At 72.2% G+C, this 23,349-nt stretch carries 18 protein-coding genes and 1 pseudogene; 12 read left to right on the forward strand and 7 right to left on the reverse strand.

The window, feature by feature from the left end; genetic code table 11:
• The 6 genes and pseudogenes from CCN42_RS01270 to serA form a co-directional block, all read left to right on the forward strand.
• A pseudogene (locus CCN42_RS01270) lies at positions 1-227 on the forward strand (NAD(P)-dependent oxidoreductase); the annotation flags it as partial.
• A 197-nt stretch (positions 228-424) separates the two neighbouring features.
• On the forward strand, positions 425-3,625 hold the full coding sequence (locus CCN42_RS01280) for a putative bifunctional diguanylate cyclase/phosphodiesterase (RefSeq protein WP_086732672.1): 3,201 nt from the start codon (positions 425-427) through the stop codon (positions 3,623-3,625).
• A 236-nt stretch (positions 3,626-3,861) separates the two neighbouring features.
• A complete protein-coding gene (locus tag CCN42_RS01285; RefSeq protein WP_086732673.1) occupies positions 3,862-5,718 on the forward strand; it encodes an acetolactate synthase large subunit in 1,857 nt (618 codons plus the stop codon).
• A 20-nt stretch (positions 5,719-5,738) separates the two neighbouring features.
• Positions 5,739-6,263: an acetolactate synthase small subunit gene (gene ilvN, locus CCN42_RS01290; RefSeq protein WP_086732674.1), complete on the forward strand. Its 525-nt coding sequence runs from the start codon at positions 5,739-5,741 to the stop codon at positions 6,261-6,263.
• A gap of 120 nt (positions 6,264-6,383) precedes the next feature.
• Positions 6,384-7,382, forward strand: coding sequence for a ketol-acid reductoisomerase (ilvC, locus tag CCN42_RS01295; RefSeq protein WP_086168611.1), 999 nt, complete (start codon positions 6,384-6,386; stop codon positions 7,380-7,382).
• Between the two features lie 268 nt (positions 7,383-7,650).
• Positions 7,651-9,240: a phosphoglycerate dehydrogenase gene (serA, locus tag CCN42_RS01300; protein ID WP_086732675.1), complete on the forward strand. Its 1,590-nt coding sequence runs from the start codon at positions 7,651-7,653 to the stop codon at positions 9,238-9,240.
• A gap of 12 nt (positions 9,241-9,252) precedes the next feature.
• Here serA and CCN42_RS01305 read toward each other — a convergent pair whose 3' ends face one another.
• Complete coding sequence (locus tag CCN42_RS01305; RefSeq protein WP_211294607.1) at positions 9,253-10,800, reverse strand: MFS transporter; 1,548 nt, start codon at positions 10,798-10,800, stop codon at positions 9,253-9,255.
• Between the two features lie 84 nt (positions 10,801-10,884).
• Between CCN42_RS01305 and CCN42_RS01310 the strand changes: the two genes are divergently transcribed.
• Positions 10,885-11,457 carry a TetR/AcrR family transcriptional regulator gene (locus CCN42_RS01310; protein ID WP_086732677.1) on the forward strand — a complete coding sequence of 191 codons (573 nt, stop codon included), beginning with the start codon at positions 10,885-10,887 and terminating at the stop codon, positions 11,455-11,457.
• Here CCN42_RS01310 and CCN42_RS01315 read toward each other — a convergent pair.
• The 5 genes from CCN42_RS01315 to CCN42_RS01335 form a co-directional block, all read right to left on the reverse strand.
• The gene (locus tag CCN42_RS01315) at positions 11,411-12,124 is read right to left on the reverse strand and encodes an ATP-binding cassette domain-containing protein (RefSeq protein ID WP_086732678.1); all 714 of its coding nucleotides are present in this window, start codon (positions 12,122-12,124) and stop codon (positions 11,411-11,413) included. The genes CCN42_RS01310 and CCN42_RS01315 overlap by 47 nt on opposite strands.
• Entirely contained in the window at positions 12,121-13,083 is a 963-nt protein-coding gene (locus CCN42_RS01320; protein WP_086732679.1) for an ABC transporter ATP-binding protein, read from the reverse strand. The genes CCN42_RS01315 and CCN42_RS01320 overlap by 4 nt, the downstream gene beginning before the upstream one ends.
• The gene (locus CCN42_RS01325) at positions 13,076-14,821 is read right to left on the reverse strand and encodes an ABC transporter permease subunit (protein WP_086732680.1); all 1,746 of its coding nucleotides are present in this window, start codon (positions 14,819-14,821) and stop codon (positions 13,076-13,078) included. Before CCN42_RS01325 ends, CCN42_RS01320 begins: the two co-directional genes overlap by 8 nt.
• Positions 14,818-16,302, reverse strand: coding sequence for an ABC transporter substrate-binding protein (locus CCN42_RS01330; RefSeq protein ID WP_086732681.1), 1,485 nt, complete (start codon positions 16,300-16,302; stop codon positions 14,818-14,820). The genes CCN42_RS01325 and CCN42_RS01330 overlap by 4 nt, the downstream gene beginning before the upstream one ends.
• 122 nt (positions 16,303-16,424) lie before the next feature.
• The gene (locus tag CCN42_RS01335) at positions 16,425-17,621 is read right to left on the reverse strand and encodes a PucR family transcriptional regulator (RefSeq protein WP_086732682.1); all 1,197 of its coding nucleotides are present in this window, start codon (positions 17,619-17,621) and stop codon (positions 16,425-16,427) included.
• A 162-nt stretch (positions 17,622-17,783) separates the two neighbouring features.
• Here CCN42_RS01335 and CCN42_RS01340 point away from each other — a divergent pair, with 162 nt between their 5' ends.
• Both CCN42_RS01340 and pruA read left to right on the forward strand, forming a co-directional pair.
• Entirely contained in the window at positions 17,784-18,710 is a 927-nt protein-coding gene (locus CCN42_RS01340; RefSeq protein WP_086732683.1) for a proline dehydrogenase family protein, read from the forward strand.
• A 38-nt stretch (positions 18,711-18,748) separates the two neighbouring features.
• A complete protein-coding gene (pruA, locus tag CCN42_RS01345; RefSeq protein WP_086732684.1) occupies positions 18,749-20,380 on the forward strand; it encodes an L-glutamate gamma-semialdehyde dehydrogenase in 1,632 nt (543 codons plus the stop codon).
• 57 nt (positions 20,381-20,437) lie between these two features.
• Here pruA and CCN42_RS01350 read toward each other — a convergent pair whose 3' ends face one another.
• Positions 20,438-20,983 (reverse strand): GNAT family N-acetyltransferase, encoded by a 546-nt coding sequence (locus CCN42_RS01350; RefSeq protein ID WP_086732693.1) that lies wholly within the window; start codon positions 20,981-20,983, stop codon positions 20,438-20,440.
• A gap of 85 nt (positions 20,984-21,068) precedes the next feature.
• Here CCN42_RS01350 and CCN42_RS01355 point away from each other — a divergent pair, with 85 nt between their 5' ends.
• The 3 genes from CCN42_RS01355 (at position 21,069) to CCN42_RS01365 (ending at position 23,082) form a co-directional block, all read left to right on the forward strand.
• Positions 21,069-21,596 carry a GNAT family N-acetyltransferase gene (locus tag CCN42_RS01355; RefSeq protein WP_086168600.1) on the forward strand — a complete coding sequence of 176 codons (528 nt, stop codon included), beginning with the start codon at positions 21,069-21,071 and terminating at the stop codon, positions 21,594-21,596.
• Positions 21,597-21,813: 217 nt separating this feature from the next.
• Positions 21,814-21,945 carry a hypothetical protein gene (locus CCN42_RS45570; RefSeq protein WP_086168599.1) on the forward strand — a complete coding sequence of 44 codons (132 nt, stop codon included), beginning with the start codon at positions 21,814-21,816 and terminating at the stop codon, positions 21,943-21,945.
• 93 nt (positions 21,946-22,038) lie between these two features.
• Complete coding sequence (locus tag CCN42_RS01365) at positions 22,039-23,082, forward strand: 3-isopropylmalate dehydrogenase (protein WP_086732685.1); 1,044 nt, start codon at positions 22,039-22,041, stop codon at positions 23,080-23,082.
• Positions 23,083-23,349 lie beyond the last annotated feature (267 nt).

Genomic DNA, 23,349 nt, shown 5'->3' on the forward strand with positions numbered 1-23,349 from the left:
TCGACGTCACCGATCCCGAGCCGCTGCCGCCCGCCCATCCCCTGTGGCGTGCGCCGGGCGTACTGATCAGCCCCCATGTCGGAGGACCCACCTCCGCGTTCCTGCCGCGCGCCAAGCGGCTCCTGGTGGACCAGTTGAGCCGTTTCGTGAACCGGGAGCCGCTGCGCAACGTGATCCTTACAACCGGCGTCGGCGGGGCTGGCGCATCCGGCTCCACGGGCGTGTAATCCGTTCCGGGCACCCTCCGCAACCTCTCGGACGCAGTGGGTACCCCCGTTACCGCTGGTGGTCACGGAGCGTAGAGAAGCTATGTCCCTGAGTGACGAGACTGGTGTATCGTCCCGACAGGGGCTGCGCCGCGCACCGTCGGCGCCGGGGATGGACATTTCAGACTGCGAGGGGGGCGACGGGCGATGCACGGCCTATGGACCAACGATCCGACTCGGCGGGGCCGCCGGCGGCGACCCTGGCGCACGACCACGCGCAGGCGTGGGCACCACGCCGGCCATGGCGGCCGCCACGGCAGCCACGACCGGAGTCCTCACCAGCGTCGGTGCGACAGCCGCAAGCGCCACGCGCACCCGGCACAGCGGGACCCCCGGGACGCCGGGGCGACGCCGCGGACCGGGAGGGACCGGTGAACGCACCCTCGCCTTCCACCACCCTCGACGCACGGCCGCGCACCCAGCGCGCCCCCGGGGTGCCGCGCCCGCGTCCGTCCGTCCAGCACCGCGGGCCGACCGCCGTCCACCAGCTGCTGCTGGCCCTGGTGTGCGGGACCTACGCCATCGGCGCCGCCTTCGGCTGGGGCTCGCGGCAACTGGCGCTGATCATGGGCGACTTCGGGCTGAGTGCCGCGGCCGGAGCCGCCGCGGTCTCCTGCCTCCTCTACGCGCGCAGCCGCCGGGTGCGCTTCCGGCCCGCCTGGCTGCTGTTCGCGCTGTCCTCCGCGATGGCGGCGATGGGCAACCTGGTCTGGGGCTGGTACGAGGTCGTCCTGGCGCGGCCCGTACCCAGCCCCTCCTACGCCGACCTGTTCTTCCTGTGCTTCGCGCCGCCCGCCATCGTGGGCCTGCTGGTCCTCGCCAAGCGGCCGGTGACCAAGGCGGGCTGGGTCTGCCTGGCCCTGGACGCGTGGCTGATCGGCGGCTCGCTGCTCACCCTGTCGTGGAGCCTGGCGCTGGCGCAGGCGGCCAAGGGCGGCGGCCCGGGGGTGGCCCACGCGGCGCTCTCGCTCGCCTATCCGCTGCTCGACATCGCCCTGGTCAGCATGGTGCTGGCGCTGCACTTCCGGCGCTCGGGCGCGCACCGGCCGGCGGTGAACACGGCGATCGGCGCGCTCGCCCTGACCGTGATGTGCGACGCCCTGTTCACCTCGCCGCTGCTGCACCACAGCTACCGCTCGGGCCAGCTGCTGGACGCGGGCTGGTTCGCGGGCTCGCTGCTGCTGGCCTACGCCCCCTGGGTGGCGCCCCGGCCGGCCGAGGAGCAGCACACGCGCGTGGTGCACGAGCACGTGCCCGGCCAGCGCGGTCCCGTCCACCCCCCGCACGGACCGGTGCCGCCGGGCGAGCACAGCCGCTACCCGGCCACCCGGCCGCTCACCGGCTCGCTGGCCGCCCTCACGCCGTACCTCGCTGCCGCCGTGTGCACGCTGGGCATCCTGTACAACGTGCTCAACGGCCGCAGCGTCGACCGCGTGGTGCTGCTCACCGGCGGCACGGTGGTGCTCGCCCTGGTGATGCGCCAGGGGATCATGCTGCTGGACAACATCACCCTCACCCAGGAGCTGGCGCAGAAGGAGAACCACTTCCGCTCCCTGGTGCAGGGCTCCAGCGACGTCATCATGATCGCCGCGCCGAACGGCACCCTCCGGTACGTCTCCCCGGCCGCGGCAGGGGTCTACGGACGCCCCGCCGAGGATCTGGTCGGCTCCGAACTCGCCGATCTCATCCACCCCGAGGACCTGGGCTGCGTGGTGCACGAGGTGCGCCGCTTCCTCGCCGCCAGCCCGCTGGAGGAGCCCACCACCCGCATCGAGTGCCGTTTCCGGTCCGGCGACGGCGGCTGGCTGAACGTCGAGTCGACCGTCAACCGCCACCACGGCGGCCTGATCTTCAACAGCCGGGACGTGACCGAGAGAGTGCGTCTCCAGGCGCAGTTGCAGCACAACGCCGAGCACGACCCGCTCACCGACCTGCCCAACCGCGCGCTGTTCACCAAGCGCGTCCAGCAGGCCCTGTCCGGCCGCCGCGCCTCCGACCGGGGCGCCGCCCTGCGGGGCACGGCCGTGCTCTTCATCGACCTGGACGGCTTCAAGGCCGTCAACGACACCATCGGGCACCAGGCCGGGGACGAACTCCTCGTGCAGGCCGCCCGCAGACTCCAGGAGGCGGTCCGCCAGGGCGACACCGCCTCCCGGCTGGGCGGTGACGAGTTCGCGGCCCTGATCGTCGGCGACGGCACCACCCGTGACCGGGCCGCCCGCGAACGCAACATCCTTGAGCTCGCCGACCGCCTCCGGCTGAAGCTGTCGCAGCCGTACGTCATCGACGGCAACGATGTCCGGGTCGCCGCCTCCATCGGGGTCGCCTTCGCCGAGCCGGGTCTCGGTGCGGGCGAGCTGCTGCGCAACGCCGACCTGGCGATGTACCGGGCCAAGTCGGCCGGCAAGGGCCGCGTGGTGCTGTACAAGCCGCAGATGCAGCAGGACGTCGTCCGCAAGGCGGAGCTGGCGACCCGGCTGCGGGCGGCGCTCCACGACGGCGAGTTCACCCTGCTCCACCAACCCGTGGTGCGGCTCGCGGACGGCCGGATCTCGTCGGTCACCGCGCAGGCGCGCTGGCGTTCCTCGCAAGGGGTGCTGTTCACGCCCGCCGAGTTCCTGCGGGTGGCCGAGGACAGCGACCGGACCGCCGAACTGGGCCGCTGGCTGATCCAGGAGGCCGTGGAGCAGGCCGCGGAACGCGCGGCCACCGGGCTCGTCGTGCCGGTGGCCGTCCGGATGGCCGCTCGCCGGCTGCTGGACCGCTCGATGCCCCTCGGCTCCGTGGAGGCCCTGCTGACACGGCACGGGCTGCCCTCCGGGTCGCTGATCGTCGAGTTGACGGACGTCGACCCGCGGGTGCCGCTGGACGAGCTGGAGCGGCGGCTGAGCGGCCTCAGGCGGCTGGGTGTGCGGATCGCGCTGGACGGGTTCGGCACCGGCTGCCCGGCGATCACGGCGTTGCGGCGGCTCCCGCTGGACGTGCTGAAGCTCGACCGCGGCCTGGTCGAGGGCGTCGTGGAGTCCGCGCGGCTGCACAAGATCACCGGTGGGCTGCTGCGGATCGCCGGGGACCTCGGTCTCCAGTCGGTGGCCGAGGGTGTGGATCTGCCCGAGCAGGTGGTCGCGTTGCGCGAGATGGGCTGTACGCACGGGCAGGGCATGGCCTTCTCGGGCCCGCTGGACGAGTACCGGCTGCGCCGGGCGCTCGGATCCGGCCGCTACCCGGTGCCGCACGGACCGGCGGAGCCCGCTCTGGCGGGCGGCGGCTCGGGCGTGTTCACGGGTGGCGTGACCGCCGTCTTCGGAGGCGGGACGGCCCTCCGCTCACATAATGAGACTCCCGTCCCACCCACTTGACACCGGGTGCGTGCCGGGGGGAGGGTCAGTGCCATGCGCACCCGAATTCTCGTACTTGGACAGCGCGTCGGCTGAGCTGGGACCCACCGGAGGACGATCCGGAATCCCCAGCGACCTCACCGGCGCGCTCCCCTCGCTTGCCTTATGGCACGAGGGGTTTTTTGTTGCACGGGATCTGTCGTACAGCAGTCGTACACCGCACAAAACTCGCAAAAACCCTCAGCATCGAGAAGAGAATGCCGATGACCGAGCAGGCCACCGGGGCCCATCCGCAGCCGCGGCCCCGATCCGGAGGACAGCAGCACTCCGCCCCCGAGCACGTCACGGGTGCGCAGTCCCTCATCCGCTCCCTCGAGGAGGTCGGGGCCGACACGGTATTCGGCATTCCCGGCGGCGCGATCCTGCCCGCGTACGACCCGCTGATGGACTCCACCAAGGTGCGGCACGTCCTGGTCCGCCACGAGCAGGGCGCCGGCCACGCGGCCACCGGCTACGCGCAGGCCACCGGCAAGGTCGGCGTCTGCATGGCGACCTCGGGGCCCGGCGCCACCAACCTGGTCACGCCGATCGCCGACGCCCACATGGACTCGGTGCCGCTGGTCGCGATCACCGGCCAGGTCGCCTCCAAGGCGATCGGCACGGACGCCTTCCAGGAGGCGGACATCGTCGGCATCACCATGCCGATCACCAAGCACAACTTCCTGGTCACCAAGGCCGAGGACATCCCGCGGGTGATCGCCCAGGCGTTCCACATCGCCTCCACCGGCCGCCCCGGCCCGGTCCTGGTCGACATCGCCAAGGACGCCCTCCAGGCGAAGACCACCTTCTCCTGGCCGCCCACCATGGACCTGCCCGGCTACCGCCCGGTGACCAAGCCGCACGCCAAGCAGATCCGCGAGGCCGCCAAGCTGATCACCGCCGCCAGGCGGCCCGTGCTCTACGTCGGCGGAGGCGTGCTGAAGGCCAAGGCCACCGCCGAGCTGAAGGTCCTCGCCGAACTCACCGGAGCGCCCGTCACCACCACCCTGATGGCGCTCGGCGCGTTCCCGGACAGCCACCCGCTGCATGTGGGAATGCCGGGCATGCACGGTGCGGTCACCGCCGTCACCGCGCTGCAGAAGGCCGACCTGATCGTCGCCCTCGGAGCCCGCTTCGACGACCGCGTCACCGGCAAGCTGGACAGCTTCGCCCCGTACGCCAAGATCGTCCACGCCGACATCGACCCGGCCGAGATCGGCAAGAACCGCGCGGCGGACGTGCCGATCGTCGGGGACGCCCGCGAGGTCATCGCCGACCTGATCCAGGCCGTCCAGAAGGAGCACAGCGAGGGCCACCAGGGTGACTACAGCGCCTGGTGGAACGACCTGAACCGCTGGCGCGACACCTACCCGCTCGGCTACGACCAGCCGGCGGACGGCTCGCTCGCCCCCCAGCAGGTCATCGAGCGCATCGGGCAGCTGGCACCGGAGGGCACGATCTTCGCCGCGGGCGTCGGCCAGCACCAGATGTGGGCCGCCCACTTCATCGGCTACGAGAAGCCCGCCACCTGGCTCAACTCCGGCGGCGCCGGAACCATGGGCTACGCGGTCCCGGCCGCGATGGGCGCCAAGGCCGGCGCACCGGACCGGACGGTCTGGGCGATCGACGGCGACGGCTGCTTCCAGATGACCAATCAGGAACTGACCACCTGCGCCCTGAACAACATCCCGATCAAGGTCGCCGTCATCAACAACGGCGCCCTGGGCATGGTCCGCCAGTGGCAGACCCTCTTCTACAACCAGCGGTACTCCAACACCGTCCTGCACTCCGGCCCGGAGCACGACGGCAAGGCGCCCGGCCAGGGCACCCGGATCCCCGACTTCGTGAAGCTGTCGGAGGCCATGGGCTGCTACGCGATCCGCTGCGAGGACCCTGCCGAACTCGACAAGGTCATCGAGGAGGCGAACTCGATCAACGACCGTCCGGTCGTCATCGACTTCATCGTCCACGAGGACGCGATGGTGTGGCCGATGGTCGCCGCCGGCACCTCCAACGACGAGATCATGGCCGCCCGGGACGTCCGCCCGGACTTCGGCGACAACGAAGACGACTGAGCGAGGAAGAGCAACACGACATGTCCAAGCACACGCTCTCCGTCCTGGTGGAGAACACGCCGGGCATCCTCGCCCGGATCGCCGCCCTGTTCTCCCGCCGCGGCTTCAACATCGACTCGCTCGCCGTGGGTGTCACCGAGCACCCCGACATCTCCCGCATCACCATCGTGGTGAACGTCGAGGACCTGCCGCTGGAGCAGGTGACCAAGCAGCTCAACAAGCTGGTCAACGTGCTCAAGATCGTCGAGCTGGAGCCGGGTTCGGCCGTTCAGCGGGAACTCGTCCTGGTGAAGGTGCGCGCCGACAACGAGACGCGCTCCCAGATCGTCGAGATCGTCCAGCTGTTCCGCGCCAAGACGGTCGACGTCTCCCCGGAGGCCGTCACCATCGAGGCCACCGGCAGCAACGACAAGCTGTCCGCGATGCTCAAGATGCTGGAGCCGTACGGCATCAAGGAGCTGGTGCAGTCCGGCACGATCGCGATCGGCCGCGGTGCGCGGTCGATCACGGACCGGTCGCTGCGCGCCCTCGACCGAAGCGCCTGATCCGTCGTACGGGCGGCTTCCGCCAACCGGGGCCGCCCGTATACCGAGACCCCCAGACTTCCCCTCACCCCGCCGTCATACGGTGGGACGCAACACCTGCACTCAAGGAGAGAACCCAAAGTGGCCGAGCTGTTCTACGACGCCGACGCCGACCTGTCCATCATCCAGGGCCGCAAGGTCGCGGTCATCGGTTACGGCAGCCAGGGCCACGCGCACGCCCTGTCGCTGCGTGACTCGGGTGTCGACGTCCGCGTCGGTCTGCACGAGGGCTCCAAGTCCAAGGCGAAGGCCGAGGAGCAGGGCCTGCGCGTGGTGACGCCGTCCGAGGCCGCCGCCGAGGCCGACGTCATCATGATCCTGGTGCCGGACCCGATCCAGGCCCAGGTCTACGAGGAGTCCATCAAGGACAACCTGAAGGACGGCGACGCGCTGTTCTTCGGCCACGGCTTCAACATCCGCTTCGGCTTCATCAAGCCCCCGGCCGGCGTGGACGTCTGCATGGTCGCCCCCAAGGGCCCGGGCCACCTGGTGCGCCGTCAGTACGAGGAGGGCCGCGGCGTTCCGTGCATCGCGGCCGTCGAGCAGGACGCCACCGGCAACGCCTTCGCGCTGGCCCTGTCGTACGCCAAGGGCATCGGCGGCACCCGCGCCGGCGTCATCAAGACCACCTTCACCGAGGAGACCGAGACCGACCTGTTCGGTGAGCAGGCCGTCCTCTGCGGTGGCACCGCCGCCCTGGTGAAGGCCGGCTTCGAGACGCTGACCGAGGCGGGCTACCAGCCGGAGATCGCCTACTTCGAGTGCCTGCACGAGCTGAAGCTGATCGTGGACCTCATGTACGAGGGCGGCCTGGAGAAGATGCGCTGGTCGATCTCCGAGACCGCCGAGTGGGGCGACTACGTCACCGGCCCGCGGATCATCACCGACGCCACCAAGGCCGAGATGAAGAAGGTCCTCGCCGAGATCCAGGACGGCACCTTCGCCCAGACCTGGATGGACGAGTACCACGGCGGTCTGAAGAAGTACAACGAGTACAAGCAGCAGGACGCCGAGCACCTGCTGGAGACCACCGGCAAGGAGCTGCGCAAGCTCATGAGCTGGGTGAACGAGGAGGCGTAAGCCTCGTCCCGAGGGGCTGTCGTCGGCTGACGGCAGCCCCTTCGGCGAACCCGGGGTAACGTCGGAGAAGAAGGCGTTGTCCATCCCGTCCAGCCACGGACGGGTGATCCTTCCGCAGAGGCGCAAGACGCCCTCCGCCACGCCACTACACTGCTGCACAACATACGCGTTCAGGCCCACAGCGTCGTGCGTCTTCCACGCGGCAAGCCCCCCTCCACCGCCTGCGGCCGTCGGGACGGCCGTCCGCATTGGACATGTGAGGACTCACGTGAGCTCGAAACCTGTCGTACTCATCGCTGAAGAGCTGTCGCCCGCGACTGTGGACGCGCTCGGCCCGGACTTCGAGATCCGGCACTGCAACGGCGCGGACCGGGCGGAGCTGCTGCCGGCCATCGCCGACGTGGACGCGATCCTGATCCGCTCCGCCACCAAGGTGGACGCCGAGGCGATCGCCGCCGCGAACAAGCTGAAGGTCGTCGCGCGAGCCGGTGTCGGCCTGGACAACGTCGACGTCTCCGCCGCCACCAAGGCCGGCGTGATGGTCGTCAACGCCCCCACCTCTAACATCGTGACCGCCGCCGAGCTGGCCTGCGGTCTCATCCTCGCCACCGCCCGCAACATCCCGCAGGCCAACGCCGCGCTGAAGAACGGCGAGTGGAAGCGCAGCAAGTACACGGGTGTCGAGCTGGCCGAGAAGACCCTCGGCGTCGTCGGCCTCGGCCGCATCGGCGCGCTGGTCGCCCAGCGGATGTCCGCCTTCGGCATGAAGGTCGTCGCCTACGACCCCTATGTGCAGCCCGCGCGGGCCGCGCAGATGGGCGTGAAGGTGCTGTCGCTGGACGAGCTGCTCGAGGTCGCCGACTTCATCACCGTGCACCTGCCCAAGACCCCGGAGACGGTCGGTCTGATCGGCGACGAGGCGCTGCGCAAGGTCAAGCCGAGCGTGCGCATCGTCAACGCGGCGCGCGGCGGCATCGTCGACGAGGAGGCGCTGTACTCCGCCCTCAAGGAGGGCCGGGTCGCGGGTGCCGGTCTCGACGTGTACGCGAAGGAGCCCTGCACGGACTCCCCGCTCTTCGAGTTCGACCAGGTCGTCGCCACCCCGCACCTCGGCGCGTCCACCGACGAGGCGCAGGAGAAGGCCGGTATCGCCGTCGCCCGCTCGGTGCGCCTCGCGCTCGCCGGTGAGCTGGTCCCGGACGCGGTGAACGTCCAGGGCGGCGTCATCGCCGAGGACGTCAAGCCGGGCCTGCCGCTCGCCGAGCGCCTGGGCCGGATCTTCACCGCCCTCGCGGGCGAGGTCGCGGTCCGCCTCGACGTCGAGGTCTACGGCGAGATCACCCAGCACGACGTGAAGGTGCTGGAGCTGTCCGCGCTCAAGGGCGTCTTCGAGGACGTCGTCGACGAGACGGTGTCGTACGTCAACGCCCCGCTGTTCGCGCAGGAGCGCGGCGTCGAGGTGCGGCTGACCACCAGTTCCGAGTCGCCCGACCACCGCAACGTGGTCACCGTGCGCGGCACCCTCGCCGACGGCGAGGAGGTGTCGGTCTCCGGCACCCTGGCCGGTCCCAAGCACCTGCAGAAGCTCGTCGCGGTCGGCGACTACGACGTGGACCTGGCGCTCGCCGACCACATGGCCGTGCTCAAGTACGAGGACCGTCCGGGTGTCGTCGGCACCGTGGGCCGCATCCTCGGCGAGGCGGGCATCAACATCGCCGGCATGCAGGTCGCCCGCGCGGCGGCCGGCGGCGAGGCGCTCGCCGTGCTGACGGTGGACGACACGGTGTCCGCCGCGGTGCTGGCGGAGCTGGCGGCCGAGATCGGCGCGACCTCGGCGCGGTCGGTCAACCTGGTCTGACACACCTCGTCCTCACACGCCGGACGGGCTGGCATGTCCAGCCCGTCCGGCGTTCTCCGTGCACGCCTCCTCCCGCACCCTCACCCGGCGCAGGGTCACCGACGCGAGGACCGCCGCCCCGGCGAGCACCGCCGCGCCCGCGAGCGCCGCGCCCTGCATGCCCTGGGTGAACGCCTCCCGGGCCGCCGTCGCCAGGGCGTCCCCCGCCCGTCCGGGCAGGTGCCCGGCGGCGGCCAGTGCGCCGCCCAGCGTCTCGTGGGCCTCGGCGGGCGCGGAGTCCGGCATCTCGCGGCGGTAGACCGCCGTGCCGATGGAGCCGAGGACCGCCATGCCCAGCGCGCCGCCGAACTCGGCGCCGGTCTCCATCAGGGAGGCCGCGGAGCCCGCCCGTTCCACCGGGGCGGCACCCAGCGCGAGGTCCATGATCTGGGACATCACCATGGTGACACCCGAGGCCAGCACGCCGCAGGCCACCAGTACCAGGGTCAGCGAGTCCGGGCCGGCGAACGCCAGCAGGCCGAAGCCGCTCGCGGCGCAGACGAAGCCGGCCGTCACCACGTGGGCGCGGTGGACGCCGCTCTGCACCAGAGCGGTCGCGGCCGGCGCCGCGAAGCCGATCGGCACCGAGGGCACCAGCGCCCACAGGGCCGCCTCCATCGCGCTCTTGCCCAGCACCGACTGCAGGTACTGCGTGGTGAAGAACGCCGAGCCCATCATCGCGAACATGGTGACGAGGTTGAGGGTGACGGCCGCGCCGAAACCGCCGCCCCGGAACAGCGCGGGGGAGATCATCGGTGACGCGGCCGTGCGCTGCCTCCACACGAACAGGGCCGCGAAGAGCAGACCCACGGTGACCGACATGACGTACCGGACGTGCCAGCCGTCGGACGGGATCTCCTTCAGGCCGTAGACGACCGGGAGCACCGCGGCCATCGACAGCGGGATGCCGATCCAGTCGAAGCGGCCCGGGGACGGGTCCTTCGACTCGGGCAGCAGGACGGGGCCGAGGACCAGCAGCAGGACCATCGCCGGCAGGTTGACCAGGAAGACCGAGCCCCACCAGAAGAACTCGACCAGCACTCCGCTCAGCACCGAGCCGAGCGCCACGCCCGCCGTCATCACGCCGGACCAGATGGCGATGGCCCGCGCCCGTTGCCGGGGGTCGGTGAACAGCGAGCGGACCAGGGCCAGCGTCGAGGGCATCAGGGTGGCGCCGCCGACGCCGAGCAGTGCGCGGGCCGCGATGAGCATCTCGGCGCTCTGCGCGTACGCCGCCGCCAGGGACGCGGCACCGAAGGCGGCGGCGCCGATCAGCAGCAGCCTGCGGCGGCCGATGCGGTCGCCCACCGAGCCCATCGTCATCAGCAGGCCGGCCACGGCGAAGGCATAGATGTCGAAGATCCACAGCTGCTGGGTGCCGGTGGGTTCGAGATCGGCGCTGATGGCGGGGACGGCGAAGTAGAGGACGGAGACGTCCATCGAGACCAGGAGCAGCGGAAGCATCAGCACGGCGAGCGCGGTCCATGCGCGGCGCCCGGCGGGGTGCGGGTTCGTCGTCATGCCGGTGACTGTACGCAGGTCTTATACGCTTGTCTAGAACGACTGTATAAGACGGTTGTATGGGTCGCGGGGTAGGGTGAGGCCATGGGACACCGCGAGGATCTGCTCGAAGGCGCCAAGCGCTGCCTGCTCGCCAAGGGGTTCGTGCGCACGACGGCGCGGGACATCGTCAAGGAGTCGGGGACCAACCTGGCGTCGATCGGCTACCACTACGGGTCGAAGGACGCGCTGCTGGCGCAGGCGTACGTGGAGCTGGTGGAGGAGCTGTCCGTCGCGTTCGACGGCGAGGTGCGGGCAGCCCCCGGATCGCTGGAGCGGTTCGCCGAGGTCTGGTCGAACATCATCGCCACCATGCGGGAGCCCGGCTCGCTGTGGCGGCTCAGCATGGAGGTCGTCAGCATGGGCGACCAGCTGCCCGAGGTGCGCGACCACCTGGCGCGGGCCCAGCGGGAGGGAGCGCGCGGATTCGTCGCGCTGTTCACGGGGATGCCCGAGGACGAGGCGCCGGACGAGGTCGTCGACACGCTCGGCGTCTTCTACGCGACCCTGATGATGGGCGTCATGGCCCAGTGGACCTTCGACCCGAAGACCGCGCCCGAGGCCGGTCAGCTCACCGAGGGGCTGCGCCGGGTGATCGAGGCCGCCACTCGGACGTGACGCGCCCCTCGCGCAGTTCGACCACCCGGTCCGCGAAGTGCCGTACGACAGCGTGGTCGTGGCAGATGAAGAGGTAGCCGAGGGCCAGTTCGTCCTGGAGGTCCGCGAGGAGGTTCAGGACGCCCGCCCGGACGGACGGATCGAGGGCGGACACCGGCTCGTCGAGGACCAGCAGGCGGGGCTCGGAGGCGAGCGCGCGGGCGATGCCGGCGCGCTGGCACTGGCCGCCGGAGAGTTCGTGCGGGCGGCGGTCGCCGTACGCGGGGTCCAGGCCGACGCGGTCGAGTAGTTCGGCCACGCGGGCGGGGCCCTCGGCGGTGGTCCAGCGGCCCTGGACCTTCAGGGGTTCGGCGACCGCGTCGCGGATGCGGTGGCGAGGGCTCAGCGACCCGTAGGGGTCCTGGAAGACCGGCTGCATGCGGGGGCGGAGGGGGCGGAGTTCGCGGTCCGTCAGACTGGTCAGCTCGCGGCCCTCGAAGCGGACCTCGCCCGCGTCCGGGCGGCGCAGCTGGAGCACGGCCGCCGCCGTGGAGGACTTGCCGCAGCCGGAGGGGCCGTTCAGGGCCAGGGTCTCCCCCGCGGCGAGGGTGAAGGAGACGCCGTCGACGGCCGTCACCGTGCCGTGGCGGACGACGAGGTCGCGGACGTCCAGCAGGGGTTCGTTCATGCCGGCCGGCTCTCCTCGAACAACGTGGCGGCGGGGTGCGGGACGTCCTCCGCGCGGTGGCAGGCGACCAGCCGTCCGTGCAGCGGGCGCAGTTCCGGCTCGGCCGTGCGGCAGACGTCCGCCGCGAGCGGGCAGCGCGGTGCGAAGGCGCAGCCCGGGGGCAGGGCGCCCGGCGCGGGCGGCGTGCCGGGCAGGGCGGGGAGGCGCCTGAGCCGTGGGCCGTCCTGGGGGAGCGAGGCCAGCAGGCCCGCCGTGTAGGGGGCGCGGGGGCGGGTCAGCACCTCGGTCACCGGGCCGAGTTCGGCGGCCCGGCCCGCGTACATGACCAGCACGCGGTCCGCGTGCCGCCGGACGACGTCCAGGTCGTGGGTGACGAGGACGAGCGCCGCCCCGGCCGCCTCCCGGCGCTCGGCCAGGACGCGCAGCACCTGCTCCCGGCGGCCGGGGTCGAGGGCGGTGGTGGGTTCGTCGGCGACGACGACGTCCGGCTCGTTGACCGTGGCCATCGCGATGACCGCGCGCTGCCGCATGCCGCCGGAGTACTCGTGCGGGTGGGCACGGGCCCGGCGGGCGGCGTCCGGGATGCCCACCCGGTCCAGCGCGGCCACCGCCAGTGACCGGGCCTCGGCGCGGGACACCCGGCGTACCGACCGGACGGCGGCGGCGAGCTGGTCGCCCACCGGGTGCACCGGGGAGAGCGCGGAGAGGGCGTCCTGCGGGATCAAGGCGATCCGCCGGCCGCGCTCGGCGGACAGGTCGGGCCGTACGGTGCCCGTCGTCGTCGCCTCGGGCGGCACCATGCCGAGCAGGGCCCGCGCGGCCAGCGACTTGCCGGCGCCCGACTCGCCGACCACGGCGAGTGTCTCGCCCGCGCGCACGTCGAAGGAGAGGCCGCGCACGACCTCCGTCCCGGCGAAGGCGATCCGCAGGTCGTGTACCGAGAGCAGGACGTCAGACATGGATGGGCGCCTCCTTCGGGCGCGAGGTGCGGCGCCCCTGGGCGTACGCCGCCGCCGTCACCGCCAGGGCCGCCAGCAGGGCCAGCGCGATCGCCGGGGCGAGGGCGGCCCAGGGGGCGCGTTCCACGTAGGCGCGGGACTCGTCGAGCAGCAGGCCCCACTCGGGGGCGGGCGGCGGGGCGCCCAGGCCGAGGAAGCCGAGGGAGGCGAGGGCGAGGGCGATGCCGGGGAGGCGGAGCAGGGCGTGCCGGGCGACCGGGGCGGCCACGGACGGCAGCACGTGCCGGGTGAGGATCCACCACGGGGTCGCGCCGATGGCCCGCTGCGCGGTGAGGAACGCCGACGCCCGCACCTCCCGCACCAGCGCCGCCGCGTGCGCGGCCAGCGGCGGCCAGGAGATCAGGCCCACCGCGAGGGCGGCGCCGCCCGTGCCGGGCCCGGCCGCCGCGGCGACCAGGATGCCGACGATCACCGGGGGCAGCGCGTTGGCGATGTCCGCGGCGCCCGCGGCGACGCCGGGCAGGAAGCCGAGCGCCAGGCCGGCGAGCAGGCTGAGGAGACAGACGGCGGCCGCGGTGCCGACCGTCGCCCAGGCGCCGTGGCCGAGCCGGGCGAGGACGTCGCGGCCGAGTCCGTCGGTGCCCAGCGGGTGCGCCCAGGAGGGCGCGGCGAGGCGGAGGGTGGTGTCGACGGCGTACGGGTCCCGCAGCACGCCCCAGCCGATGGTCACGGCGAGCACGGTGAACAGGGCGAGCGGGATCGCGGGGTGGGTGCGGGCGGGGCGGGCCCGCGGCAGCGTCAGTCCGGCGTCCCGCAGGGCGGGGCCGAGCAGTCGCCGCCGCAGGAGCGCCGCCGCGGCGCCGGTGATCAGGCCGAGCAGCAGCAGGGCGAGGACGGCGCCCTGGAGCAACGGAAGGTCCTGCGACTTGGCCGCGCCGAGTGCCGTACGGCCGATGCCCGGCACCGCGAACACCGTCTCCACGGCGACCGCGCCGCCGGTCAGCCCGACCGCCGCCATCCCGAACTGCGGGACCAGCGGCGGCAGGACGCGTCGCAGGGCCGCCGCCGCGATCCGTGCCCCGCTCACCCCGGCGCCGCGCCACAGCTCCACCCAGCGTTCGCCGAGCACGGCGGGCAGCGCGTCCGCGACCAGGCGGCCGAGCAGTCCGCCCGCGGGGACGCCGAGCGCGAGTGCGGGGAGGACCAGGTGTTCGGGCCCCTGCCAGCCGGAGGTCGGCAGCCAGCCGAGCCACACCCCGCACACCAGCAGCGCCACGGTGGCCAGCAGGAACTCGGGGACGGCGGCCAGCATCGCGGCGAGGCCGCCCGCCGAGCCCCGGCCGCGCAGCAGCACCGGCGCCACCAGCGTGGCGGCCAGGGCCACCGCGACGCCGAGCGCCGCGCCCATCAGGCCCAGCGACACCTGGAGCCCGGCGGTGACGGCGGGCAGCACCTCGGTGCCGGACACCCAGGAGGTGCCGAGGTCGCCGTGCGCGAGTGCGGCGGCCCAGCCGGTGAGCAGGGCGAGCGGTCCGGCGTCCAGGCCGAGGTCGCGGCGTACGGCGTCCAGGGCCTCCCGGGTCGGCTCCTGCTCGGCGGAGCGGGCCCGCAGCACGGTCAGCGCGGGATCGCGGCCGGACAGCCACGGGAGCAGGCCCACGGCGGTGACGACGGCGGCCAGGCAGACGAGCCGGGTCAGTCCGGCGGGGCCCGCCAACCGCTGTGCGAGACGCTTCACTTGACGTAGGTGTCGACGGTCACCAGTTCCCGCTCGCGCGGGTCGTGGGCGGCGTCCACGACCGAGGCGGCGTCGCCCTGGATCACCCGCTCGTGGAGCAGGGGCACGGCCGCGTCGGTGCGGAGCACGGCGGCCTCGGCGGCCATGACGGCCTTGCGGCGGGCCTCGCCGGTCGCGGTCCGGGAGGCCGCGCGCAGGGTCTTGTCGACGGCCCCGTCGGCGAGCTGGGAGATGTTGAAGGAGCCGTCGGAGGAGAAGTCGCTGTACAGGTAGGCGGCGGGGTCACCGGAGTCGAGGACGGTGGCGCGAGAGAGGATGAACGCGTCGAACTCGCCCGCGAGCGCGTCGGATTCGATCGCGGCGTACTCGCGCACGTCCAGCTTCACCCTGAAACCGGCCTTCTGGAGCTGCTGTTGCAGCGTGGCGGCGACCTCCGGCAGTTCGGCGCGGTCGGTGAAGGTGCCGATGGTGACGGTCCGGCCGTCCGGGTCGCCGGCCTCGGTGTGCCGTACGGGCCCGCGCAGTTCGGCCGCCCACGGCAGGGCGGGACCGAGCAGCCCCTCCGCGACGTCGGCGCGGCCCTCGTAGACGCCCTTCACGATCGACTCGGCGTCGACGGCCTCGCGGGCGGCGGCGCGCAGCGCGGGGTCCTTGAAGGGGCCCTTCCGGGTGTTCAGGTAGAGGGTGTTGGTGCGGGGCATCGGGACCTCGGTGACCAGGTCCTGGTCGAGCAGCGCGGCCTGGGAGACCGGCACGGCCTCGACGATGTCGGCCTCGCCGCTGCGCAGGGCGGCGGCGCGGGCGGTGCCGTCGGGCACGAACCGCACGTCGATGCCGGGGGCCTTGGCCTTGCCGCCCCAGTAGCCGTCGTAGCGGTCGAGGGTGGCGGAGGAGGTGCCGTTCACCTTGGTCAGTTCGAAGGGACCGGTGCCCGCGCCGACCGGGTTCACGGTCTTCCCCGTGTACGCCTTCGCCGCGAGGATCGACAGCTGGGGGGAGCTGAGCCGCTGCGGGACCAGGGGGTCCGCGGTGGCGGTGGTGACGACGACCGTGTCCCCGTCGGCCTCGGCGGTCAGTTCGACGCCGTCGAGGATGCGCGGCTTGGGGGCGGCGGTGGCGGCCTCGGTGAGGGAGTTGACGACGGCCCGCGGGGTCAGCTCGGTGCCGTCGTGGAACGTCACCCCGTCCCGGATGGTGAACGTCCAGCTCCTGCCGTTCTGCCGCCACTCGGTGGCGAGCGCCGGTTCGGCGTCGCCGTCCTCGTCGAGCGTCACCAGGGTCTCGGCGGTCGCCCAGCGGGAGAGCTTGAAGGCGTCGTCGGAGAGCGGGGACAGGCCAGAGCGCGGGGGCTGCATCATCGCGACGCGGACGCGCTTGCCCTCGGCGCCGCCGCCGTCGCCGGTCGCGGCGAAGCAGCCCGTGAGCAGGGCGGGGGCCGCTACGGCCGCGGTGACGGGGAGCAGGCGGGCGGGGACGCGCACAGGGACACTCCGGGTAAAGGGCTGGTCAATGGTTGAGCGTGCGACGAACCGTAGCACGATGACAATCGTTTTCAGGAAGTCGCTCGACCCTCGGCTCGGACGTGCCCGCCCTCGACCCGCCTCTACAGCCGCGCCGCCTTCAGCGCCATGTGCAGCAGCAGCCGGTCCTCCCCGTCGTCCAGATCCAGTCCCGTCAGCTGCTCCACGCGCGACAGCCGGTAGTAGAGGGTCTGCCGGTGGATGCCCAGCTCGGCGGCGGTCCGCCCGGCCTGGCCCGCGCGGTCCAGGTACACCTCGGCGGTACGGGCCAGCTCCTGGTGGGCGGGGGAGAGCAGCGGGGCGACCGCCGGATCGCGCACGGCCTCCGGGGGCAGCGCCGTGAGCAGGCGGTACGGCCCGACGCCCGCCCACTCGGCGACCGGGCCGAGCCGGGGCTCCGCCAGGGCCGCCCGGGCTGCCGCCGAGGCCTCCTGCCAGGACGTGCCCAGCTCGGCCAGACCGGCGCGCGGCTCGCTCACCCCGGCCGCCCGGGCGCCCTCGCGCAGCAGCCGGGACGCCGTGCTCAGCGCCGGCGCGACGACGTCCGCCGCGCGCAGCCGGACCAGCGCCGCGAGGCACTGGCCGGTGGTGCCCCAGGGCACCGTGCACAGGGCGGTGGTGTGCGGGACCGCCCGGGCCGAGGGCGCGTCGTCCGGGTCCGGCGACGGCCAGGGCGCCACGCACACCACGGCGTGCGGGCCGTCGCCGCGCGGGCCCAGCGCGGTCCGTAGAGCGGCCACCGCCATGTCGCGCTGCCAGCCGCGCTCGGCGGTCAGCACCGCCCGCAGCTCCCGGGTGAGGTCGGCGCCGTGCTGGGCCTCGTCGGCGAGCAGCGCGCCGATCCGTGCGGTCACCTCCATGGCCGCCGCCAGCTGCCGCTCGCCCGGCCCGGACTCGTCCTCCAGCAGCCAGACATAGCCGAGGACGACACCCCGATGGCGTACCGGCAGGCAGATCCGCCCCCGGTACACCCCCGCCTCGGGGGTCGGCGGGATACGGACCGGGCCGGTCGCCCGGGTGATGCCGAAGCCCTCGAACCAGGCCCGCACGGCGGCGGTGGAGCGCCGGGTGAGGATCGAGCGGGTGCGCACCGGGTCCAGGGCGGAGGCGTCCAGCTCGTCCTCGCTGTCATAGGCCCCGAAGGCGATCAGCTCGAAGTCGCGGTTCTCCAGCGTCGCCGGGGCGCCCAGGAGCTCCGAGATCTCGTCGACCAGCTCCTGGTAGTCACCCACGTTTTTGAAGGATGCGGCATCCGGCGTCACCCGGGCATTCTGCCGCATTCCGCAAGACCTTCATACATCTGTCTGAGATCTGTGGCACGGATGCGTGACAGCTGTCGATGGCAGACGATCGGAGGGATCCTTAGGTTTCACGGTGGTTCTCCGTGCCGTACCCGAATCGTCGGGTAATGGCCCATGGTTGGTTGTATGTGGAGGTGCCCCGTGCTGGGTCCCGTGATTCTCGCCGCGTCGCGCAGCGACCGGATGCGTCGCCTGATCTCGGCGGCCCCGGTGACCAAGCAGGTCGTCGACCGCTTCATCCCCGGGGAGACCGTCGGCGACATCGTGCCGATCGTCGAGGACCTCACGGCCAAGGGCCTGGAGCTGACGATGGACGTCGTCGGCGAGGACATCACCACCCCCGAGCAGGCCACCGCCGCCCGCGACGCCTACCTCCAGCTGATCGAGCAGATCAAGCCGCTGGAGCTGGGCGAGCGCGTCGAGATGTCCGTCAAGCTGTCGATGTTCGGCCAGGCGCTGGAGAACGGCCACGAGCTGGCCCTCGCCAATGTCCGCCCGGTCGTCGAGGCCGCCGCCGCCATCGGCACCACGGTCACGCTGGACGCCGAGGACCACACCACCCTCGACTCGATGTTCGCCATCCACGAGGAACTGCGGAAGGACTTCCCGCAGACCGGCTGCGTCATCCAGGCCTACCTCTTCCGCACCGAGGCCGACGCCCGCCGCCTCGCCGCGAACGGCAGCCGGGTGCGGATCGTGAAGGGCGCCTACAAGGAACCCGCGTCGGTCGCGTACCAGGACCGGCACGAGATCGACAAGGCGTACGTCCGCATCCTGAAGACGCTGATGGACGGCGAGGGCTACCCGATGATCGGGTCCCACGACCCGCGCCTGATCTCCATCGCCCAGGAGCTGGCCCGCAAGGCCGGGCGCAAGCTCGACGAGTACGAGTTCCAGATGCTGTACGGCATCCGCGGCGAGGAGCACCTGCGGCTGGCCGCCGAGGGCCACCGGATGCGGGTCTACACCGCCTACGGCACGGACTGGTACGGCTACTTCATGCGCCGCCTGGCGGAGAAGCCGGCCAACCTGCGCTTCTTCCTCCGGTCGATGGTCAGCAAGGGCTGAGCCCACCACCCGCTCAAGTTCAAGGAGTTACGGATCTCATGGACGCTGTGACCCAGGTCCCCACCCCCGTCAACGAGCCGGTGCACGGCTACGCCCCCGGCTCGCCCGAGCGTGCCCGCCTGGAGGTCAAGCTCAAGGAGCTGGCCGAGAACCCGATCGACCTGCCCTGCACGATCAACGGTGTGAAGCGCATGGGCGGCGGCGAGGCCTTCCAGGTCGTGCAGCCGCACAAGCACAAGGCCGTCCTCGGCACCTACCGCAACGCCACCAAGCAGGACGCGCAGGACGCCATCGACGCGGCCCTCGCGGCGGCCCCGGCCTGGCGCGCGATGTCCTTCGACGACCGCGCGGCGATCATCCTGCGCGCCGCCGAGCTGCTGGCCGGCCCGTGGCGCGAGACCATGGCCGCCTCCACCATGCTGGGCCAGTCCAAGACCGCCCAGCAGGCCGAGATCGACACCCCCTGCGAGCTGGTCGACTTCTGGCGGTTCAACGTCCACTACGCCCGCCAGATCCTGGCCGAGCAGCCGCCGGCGAACTCGCCGGGCGTGTGGAACCGCCTGGACCACCGCCCGCTGGAGGGCTTCGTCTACGCGATCACGCCGTTCAACTTCACGGCCATCGCGGGCAACCTGCCCACCGCCCCGGCCCTGATGGGCAACGTCGTCGTGTGGAAGCCGTCCCCGACGCAGACCCACGCCGCCGTGCTGCTGATGCAGCTCCTGGAGGAGGCGGGCCTGCCCAAGGGCGTCATCAACCTGGTCACCGGTGACGGCCTGGAGGTCTCCGAGGTCGCCCTGAACCACCGCGACCTGGCCGGCATCCACTTCACCGGCTCGACCAAGACCTTCCAGTACCTGTGGAAGACCGTCGGCCAGAACATCGAGAAGTACCGCGCCTACCCGCGTCTGGTCGGCGAGACCGGCGGCAAGGACTTCGTCGTCGCCCACCCGAGCGCCGACCGCGCGATCCTGAAGACCGCCCTGACCCGCGGTGCCTTCGAGTACCAGGGCCAGAAGTGCTCCGCGACGTCCCGCGCGTACATCCCGGCGTCCATCTGGAACGACGGCTTCAAGGAGGAGTTCGCCGCCGAGGTCGACTACCTCACCATGGGTGACGTCACCGACCTGTCGAACTTCATCGGCGCCGTCATCGACGAGCGCGCCTTCGCCAAGAACAAGGCCGCCATCGACCGCGCCAAGAACGACCCGGCCTGCACGATCGTCGCGGGCGGCTCCTACGACGACTCGGTGGGCTACTTCGTCCGCCCGACCGTCATCGAGTGCACCGACCCGGAGAACGAGGTGTTCACCACCGAGTACTTCGGCCCGATCCTCGCCGTGCACGTCTACGAGGACGACAAGTACGACGAGATGCTGACCCAGATGGAGTCGGCGTCCGACTACGCGCTGACCGGTTCGGTCATCTCGGCCGACCGCGCGGCCACCGCGTACACGATGGAGAAGCTGCGCTACGCCGCGGGCAACTTCTACATCAACGACAAGTCGACCGGCGCCGTCGTCGGCCAGCAGCCCTTCGGCGGCGGCCGTGCCTCCGGCACCAACGACAAGGCCGGCGCCCCGCAGAACCTGACGCGCTGGACGCTGACCCGCGCCATCAAGGAGACGCTGGTCCCGCCGACCGACTACACCTACCCGCACATGGGCTGAGCCCCCACCGGGCACTGACGGGCCGGGTCCCCTCCACGGGGCCCGGCCCGTCCGCTCTCAGCCGTCCACTCCGCGCGGCCGCGGCAGGCGGTACAGGACGCAGCGGCGCAGCGGGCCCTCGGGCACGTGCGGGTCGTCGAAGTCGTCCGCCGGGTCGTACGTCATGCCCAGCCGCTCCATCACGGCCCGCGAGCGCCGGTTGGCGGGCACGGTGACGGCGAGGATCTCCGGCAGGTCCAGCCCGGCGAAACCGAAGGCCAGGACCGCGCGGGCGGCCTCCGTGGCGTAGCCGTGGCCCCAGGCCGAGCGGGCCAGCCGCCAGCCGGCCTCCACCCCGGTGAACGGCTGGCCCTCCTCCACCGGATCCAGGCCGGTGAACCCGATGAACTCACCGGTCGCGCGCACCTCGACCGCCCAGAACCCCCAGCCCCGCGCGTCCAGGTCCGCCTGGAAGCGGGCGGCGCCGGCGTCGGTGCGCTCCCGGCTGGGCGTGCCGGCCATGTACCGGCGCACCTCCGGGTCGGAGTTCAGCGCGGCCCACGGGTCCAGGTCGGACTCCCGCCAGGAGCGGAGCAGCAGACGTTCGGTGCGCAGTTCGGTCATGCGCGCACCGTAGGCCGCCCGGACCACGCCGGCGACCGAAATAAACGGGCGGAAACCGGATCCGCCGCCTCGCGATACTGGCGCCATGACCACCACGCGCACCGCCCACACCGCCGACCTCACCCCCGCCGAACTCGGCGCCGTCCGCGCCCTGTTGCACGACGCCTTCGACGGCGACTTCTCGGACGAGGACTGGGACCACACCCTGGGCGGCGTGCACGCCCTGGTCCACGACGAGCGGGGGCTCGCCGCGCACGGGGCGGTCGTGCTGCGGCGGGTGCGGTACGGGGGGCGGTGGCTGCGCCTCGGATACGTCGAGGGGGTCGCCGTACGGCCCGATGTGCGGCGGCGAGGCCTCGGCGGGCAGGTCATGGCCGCCCTGGAGGCCGTCATCGCCCGCGCCTACGACCTCGGTGCCCTCTCCGCCAGCGACGACGGCGCCGCGCTCTACGCCGCCCGCGGCTGGCGCGTCTGGGGCGGGCGGATCGCCGCCCTCGGCCCGGACGGCATCGTGCCGCTGCCCGACGAGGAGGGCAGCACCTACGTCTGGCCCGCGCCCGCCGGTCCCGAGGACGAGCTGGTCTTCGACTGGCGGGACGGAGACGTGCTCTGACCTCGCCCGTCTCAGATAGTAGGAAGTCCGAGTAATTGTGGAGACAGATACTCCGTCCTCACCTACTTTTGTAGGAGCCGAACGTCTCGCTCGACAAGCGATGGGCGCTCGTGAGCCGGGCCCGTGCAGGCAACCCCTGCGGCCCACGGCTCCCGCCCGACCGGCGTCTCATGGACCCCCTTTCCGCGCTCCGCTGTGTCGAAGGAGTCGATTTCCCATGGCCGAGACGACCGTCCGCCGCCGCGTCCGCCACCTCTCCCGTACGACGGAGACCGACCGAAAGAACGCCGCCGCCGCCCTGCAGCGCGCCCTCGACCGCCGCGACAACGGCGGCGCGACCGGCCACTGACCGGCCGGCCGCCCGACCCGTCGCACCGACGCGCCGATGTCCGCATCGCGGACAACGTGTGTCATCCCATGGGACGAGGAGTAGGGTGCCCGCATGTCTCGCAGCATCAATCTCGCAGTGATCCCCGGTGACGGCATCGGCCAGGAGGTCGTGGCCGAAGGCCTGAAGGTCCTCTCCGCCGTCCTTCCGCAGGATGTGAAGCTGGAGACCAAGGAGTACGACTTCGGCGCCCAGCGGTACCACGCCACCGGTGAGACCCTCACCGACGCCGACCTCGACGCGCTGAAGCAGCATGACGCGATCCTGCTCGGCGCCATCGGTGACCCGTCGGTCCCCTCCGGCGTCCTGGAGCGCGGCTTCCTGCTCAAGCTCCGCTTCGCCTTCGACCATCACGTCAACCTGCGGCCGTCCAAGCTGCTGCCGGGTGTCGCCACCCCGCTCGCCGGACAGCCGGAGATCGACTTCGTCGTGGTCCGCGAGGGCACCGAGGGCCCGTACACCGGCAACGGCGGCACCATCAGGAAGGGCACCGAGCACGAGGTCGCCACCGAGGTCTCCGTGAACACGGCCTTCGGTGTCGAGCGTGTCGTCCGGGACGCCTTCGCCCGCGCCCAGGCCCGCCCGCGCAAGAAGCTCACCCTGGTCCACAAGAACAACGTGCTGACCTTCGCCGGTCACCTGTGGACCGACATCTTCAACAAGGTGGCCGAGGAGTACCCCGAGGTCACCACCGAGTACATCCACGTCGACGCGGCGACCATCTTCCTGGTCACCCAGCCCGAGCGGTTCGACGTGATCGTCACGGACAACCTCTTCGGCGACATCATCACCGACCTCGCGGCGGCCGTCTCCGGCGGCATCGGTGTCGCGGCCAGCGGCAACATCAACCCGAGCGGCGAGTTCCCGTCCATGTTCGAGCCCGTGCACGGCTCGGCCCCGGACATCGCCGGCCAGGGCAAGGCCGACCCCACCGCCACGGTGCTGTCCGTCGCCCTGCTGCTGCGCCACCTCGGCCTGGAGGCGGAGGCCGCCCGGATCGAGGAGGCCGTCGCCGCCGACCTCGCCGAGCGTGTCGGCAACCCCGCTCGCTCCACCTCGGAGATCGGCGACGCGCTCGCCGTACGAGTAGCCGGCTGACCCCGGCGCGCCGTTCGAACGTTTTCGAAGCCGCCGGGTTCCCCAGGGTGCCCGGCGGCTTCCCCGTGTCCCCGCCGGGTGTCACCATCGACCCCTGGGCCGCCTGCACCCTGTTTCTTCCGCCGACCCCCGCGCGCGATAATCGAACGCGGAGCCGCGGAATGAGGGAAAGCTCGGACGTCCTACCACTGGCCGGAAACGGCCGCCGGTGCGGGCGGATCAGCGGATAAGCGGCCCGTCACTACAACCGGTGAAGGACAACCACTC

Source organism: Streptomyces glaucescens (genome assembly GCF_002154375.1).
GTDB classification, from domain to species: Bacteria; Actinomycetota; Actinomycetes; order Streptomycetales; family Streptomycetaceae; genus Streptomyces; species Streptomyces glaucescens.

Coding starts and splice junctions, on each gene's coding strand:
- CCN42_RS01280 (WP_086732672.1), top strand. CDS start 425: ATGGACCAACGATCCGACTCGGCGGGGCCGCCGGCGGCGACCCTGGCG.
- CCN42_RS01285 (WP_086732673.1), top strand. CDS start 3,862: ATGCCGATGACCGAGCAGGCCACCGGGGCCCATCCGCAGCCGCGGCCC.
- ilvN (WP_086732674.1), top strand. CDS start 5,739: ATGTCCAAGCACACGCTCTCCGTCCTGGTGGAGAACACGCCGGGCATC.
- CCN42_RS01305 (WP_211294607.1), bottom strand. CDS start 10,800: ATGACGACGAACCCGCACCCCGCCGGGCGCCGCGCATGGACCGCGCTC.
- CCN42_RS01310 (WP_086732677.1), top strand. CDS start 10,885: ATGGGACACCGCGAGGATCTGCTCGAAGGCGCCAAGCGCTGCCTGCTC.
- CCN42_RS01315 (WP_086732678.1), bottom strand. CDS start 12,124: ATGAACGAACCCCTGCTGGACGTCCGCGACCTCGTCGTCCGCCACGGC.
- CCN42_RS01320 (WP_086732679.1), bottom strand. CDS start 13,083: ATGTCTGACGTCCTGCTCTCGGTACACGACCTGCGGATCGCCTTCGCC.
- CCN42_RS01335 (WP_086732682.1), bottom strand. CDS start 17,621: ATGCGGCAGAATGCCCGGGTGACGCCGGATGCCGCATCCTTCAAAAAC.
- pruA (WP_086732684.1), top strand. CDS start 18,749: ATGGACGCTGTGACCCAGGTCCCCACCCCCGTCAACGAGCCGGTGCAC.
- CCN42_RS01350 (WP_086732693.1), bottom strand. CDS start 20,983: ATGACCGAACTGCGCACCGAACGTCTGCTGCTCCGCTCCTGGCGGGAG.
- CCN42_RS01355 (WP_086168600.1), top strand. CDS start 21,069: ATGACCACCACGCGCACCGCCCACACCGCCGACCTCACCCCCGCCGAA.
- CCN42_RS45570 (WP_086168599.1), top strand. CDS start 21,814: ATGGCCGAGACGACCGTCCGCCGCCGCGTCCGCCACCTCTCCCGTACG.
- CCN42_RS01365 (WP_086732685.1), top strand. CDS start 22,039: ATGTCTCGCAGCATCAATCTCGCAGTGATCCCCGGTGACGGCATCGGC.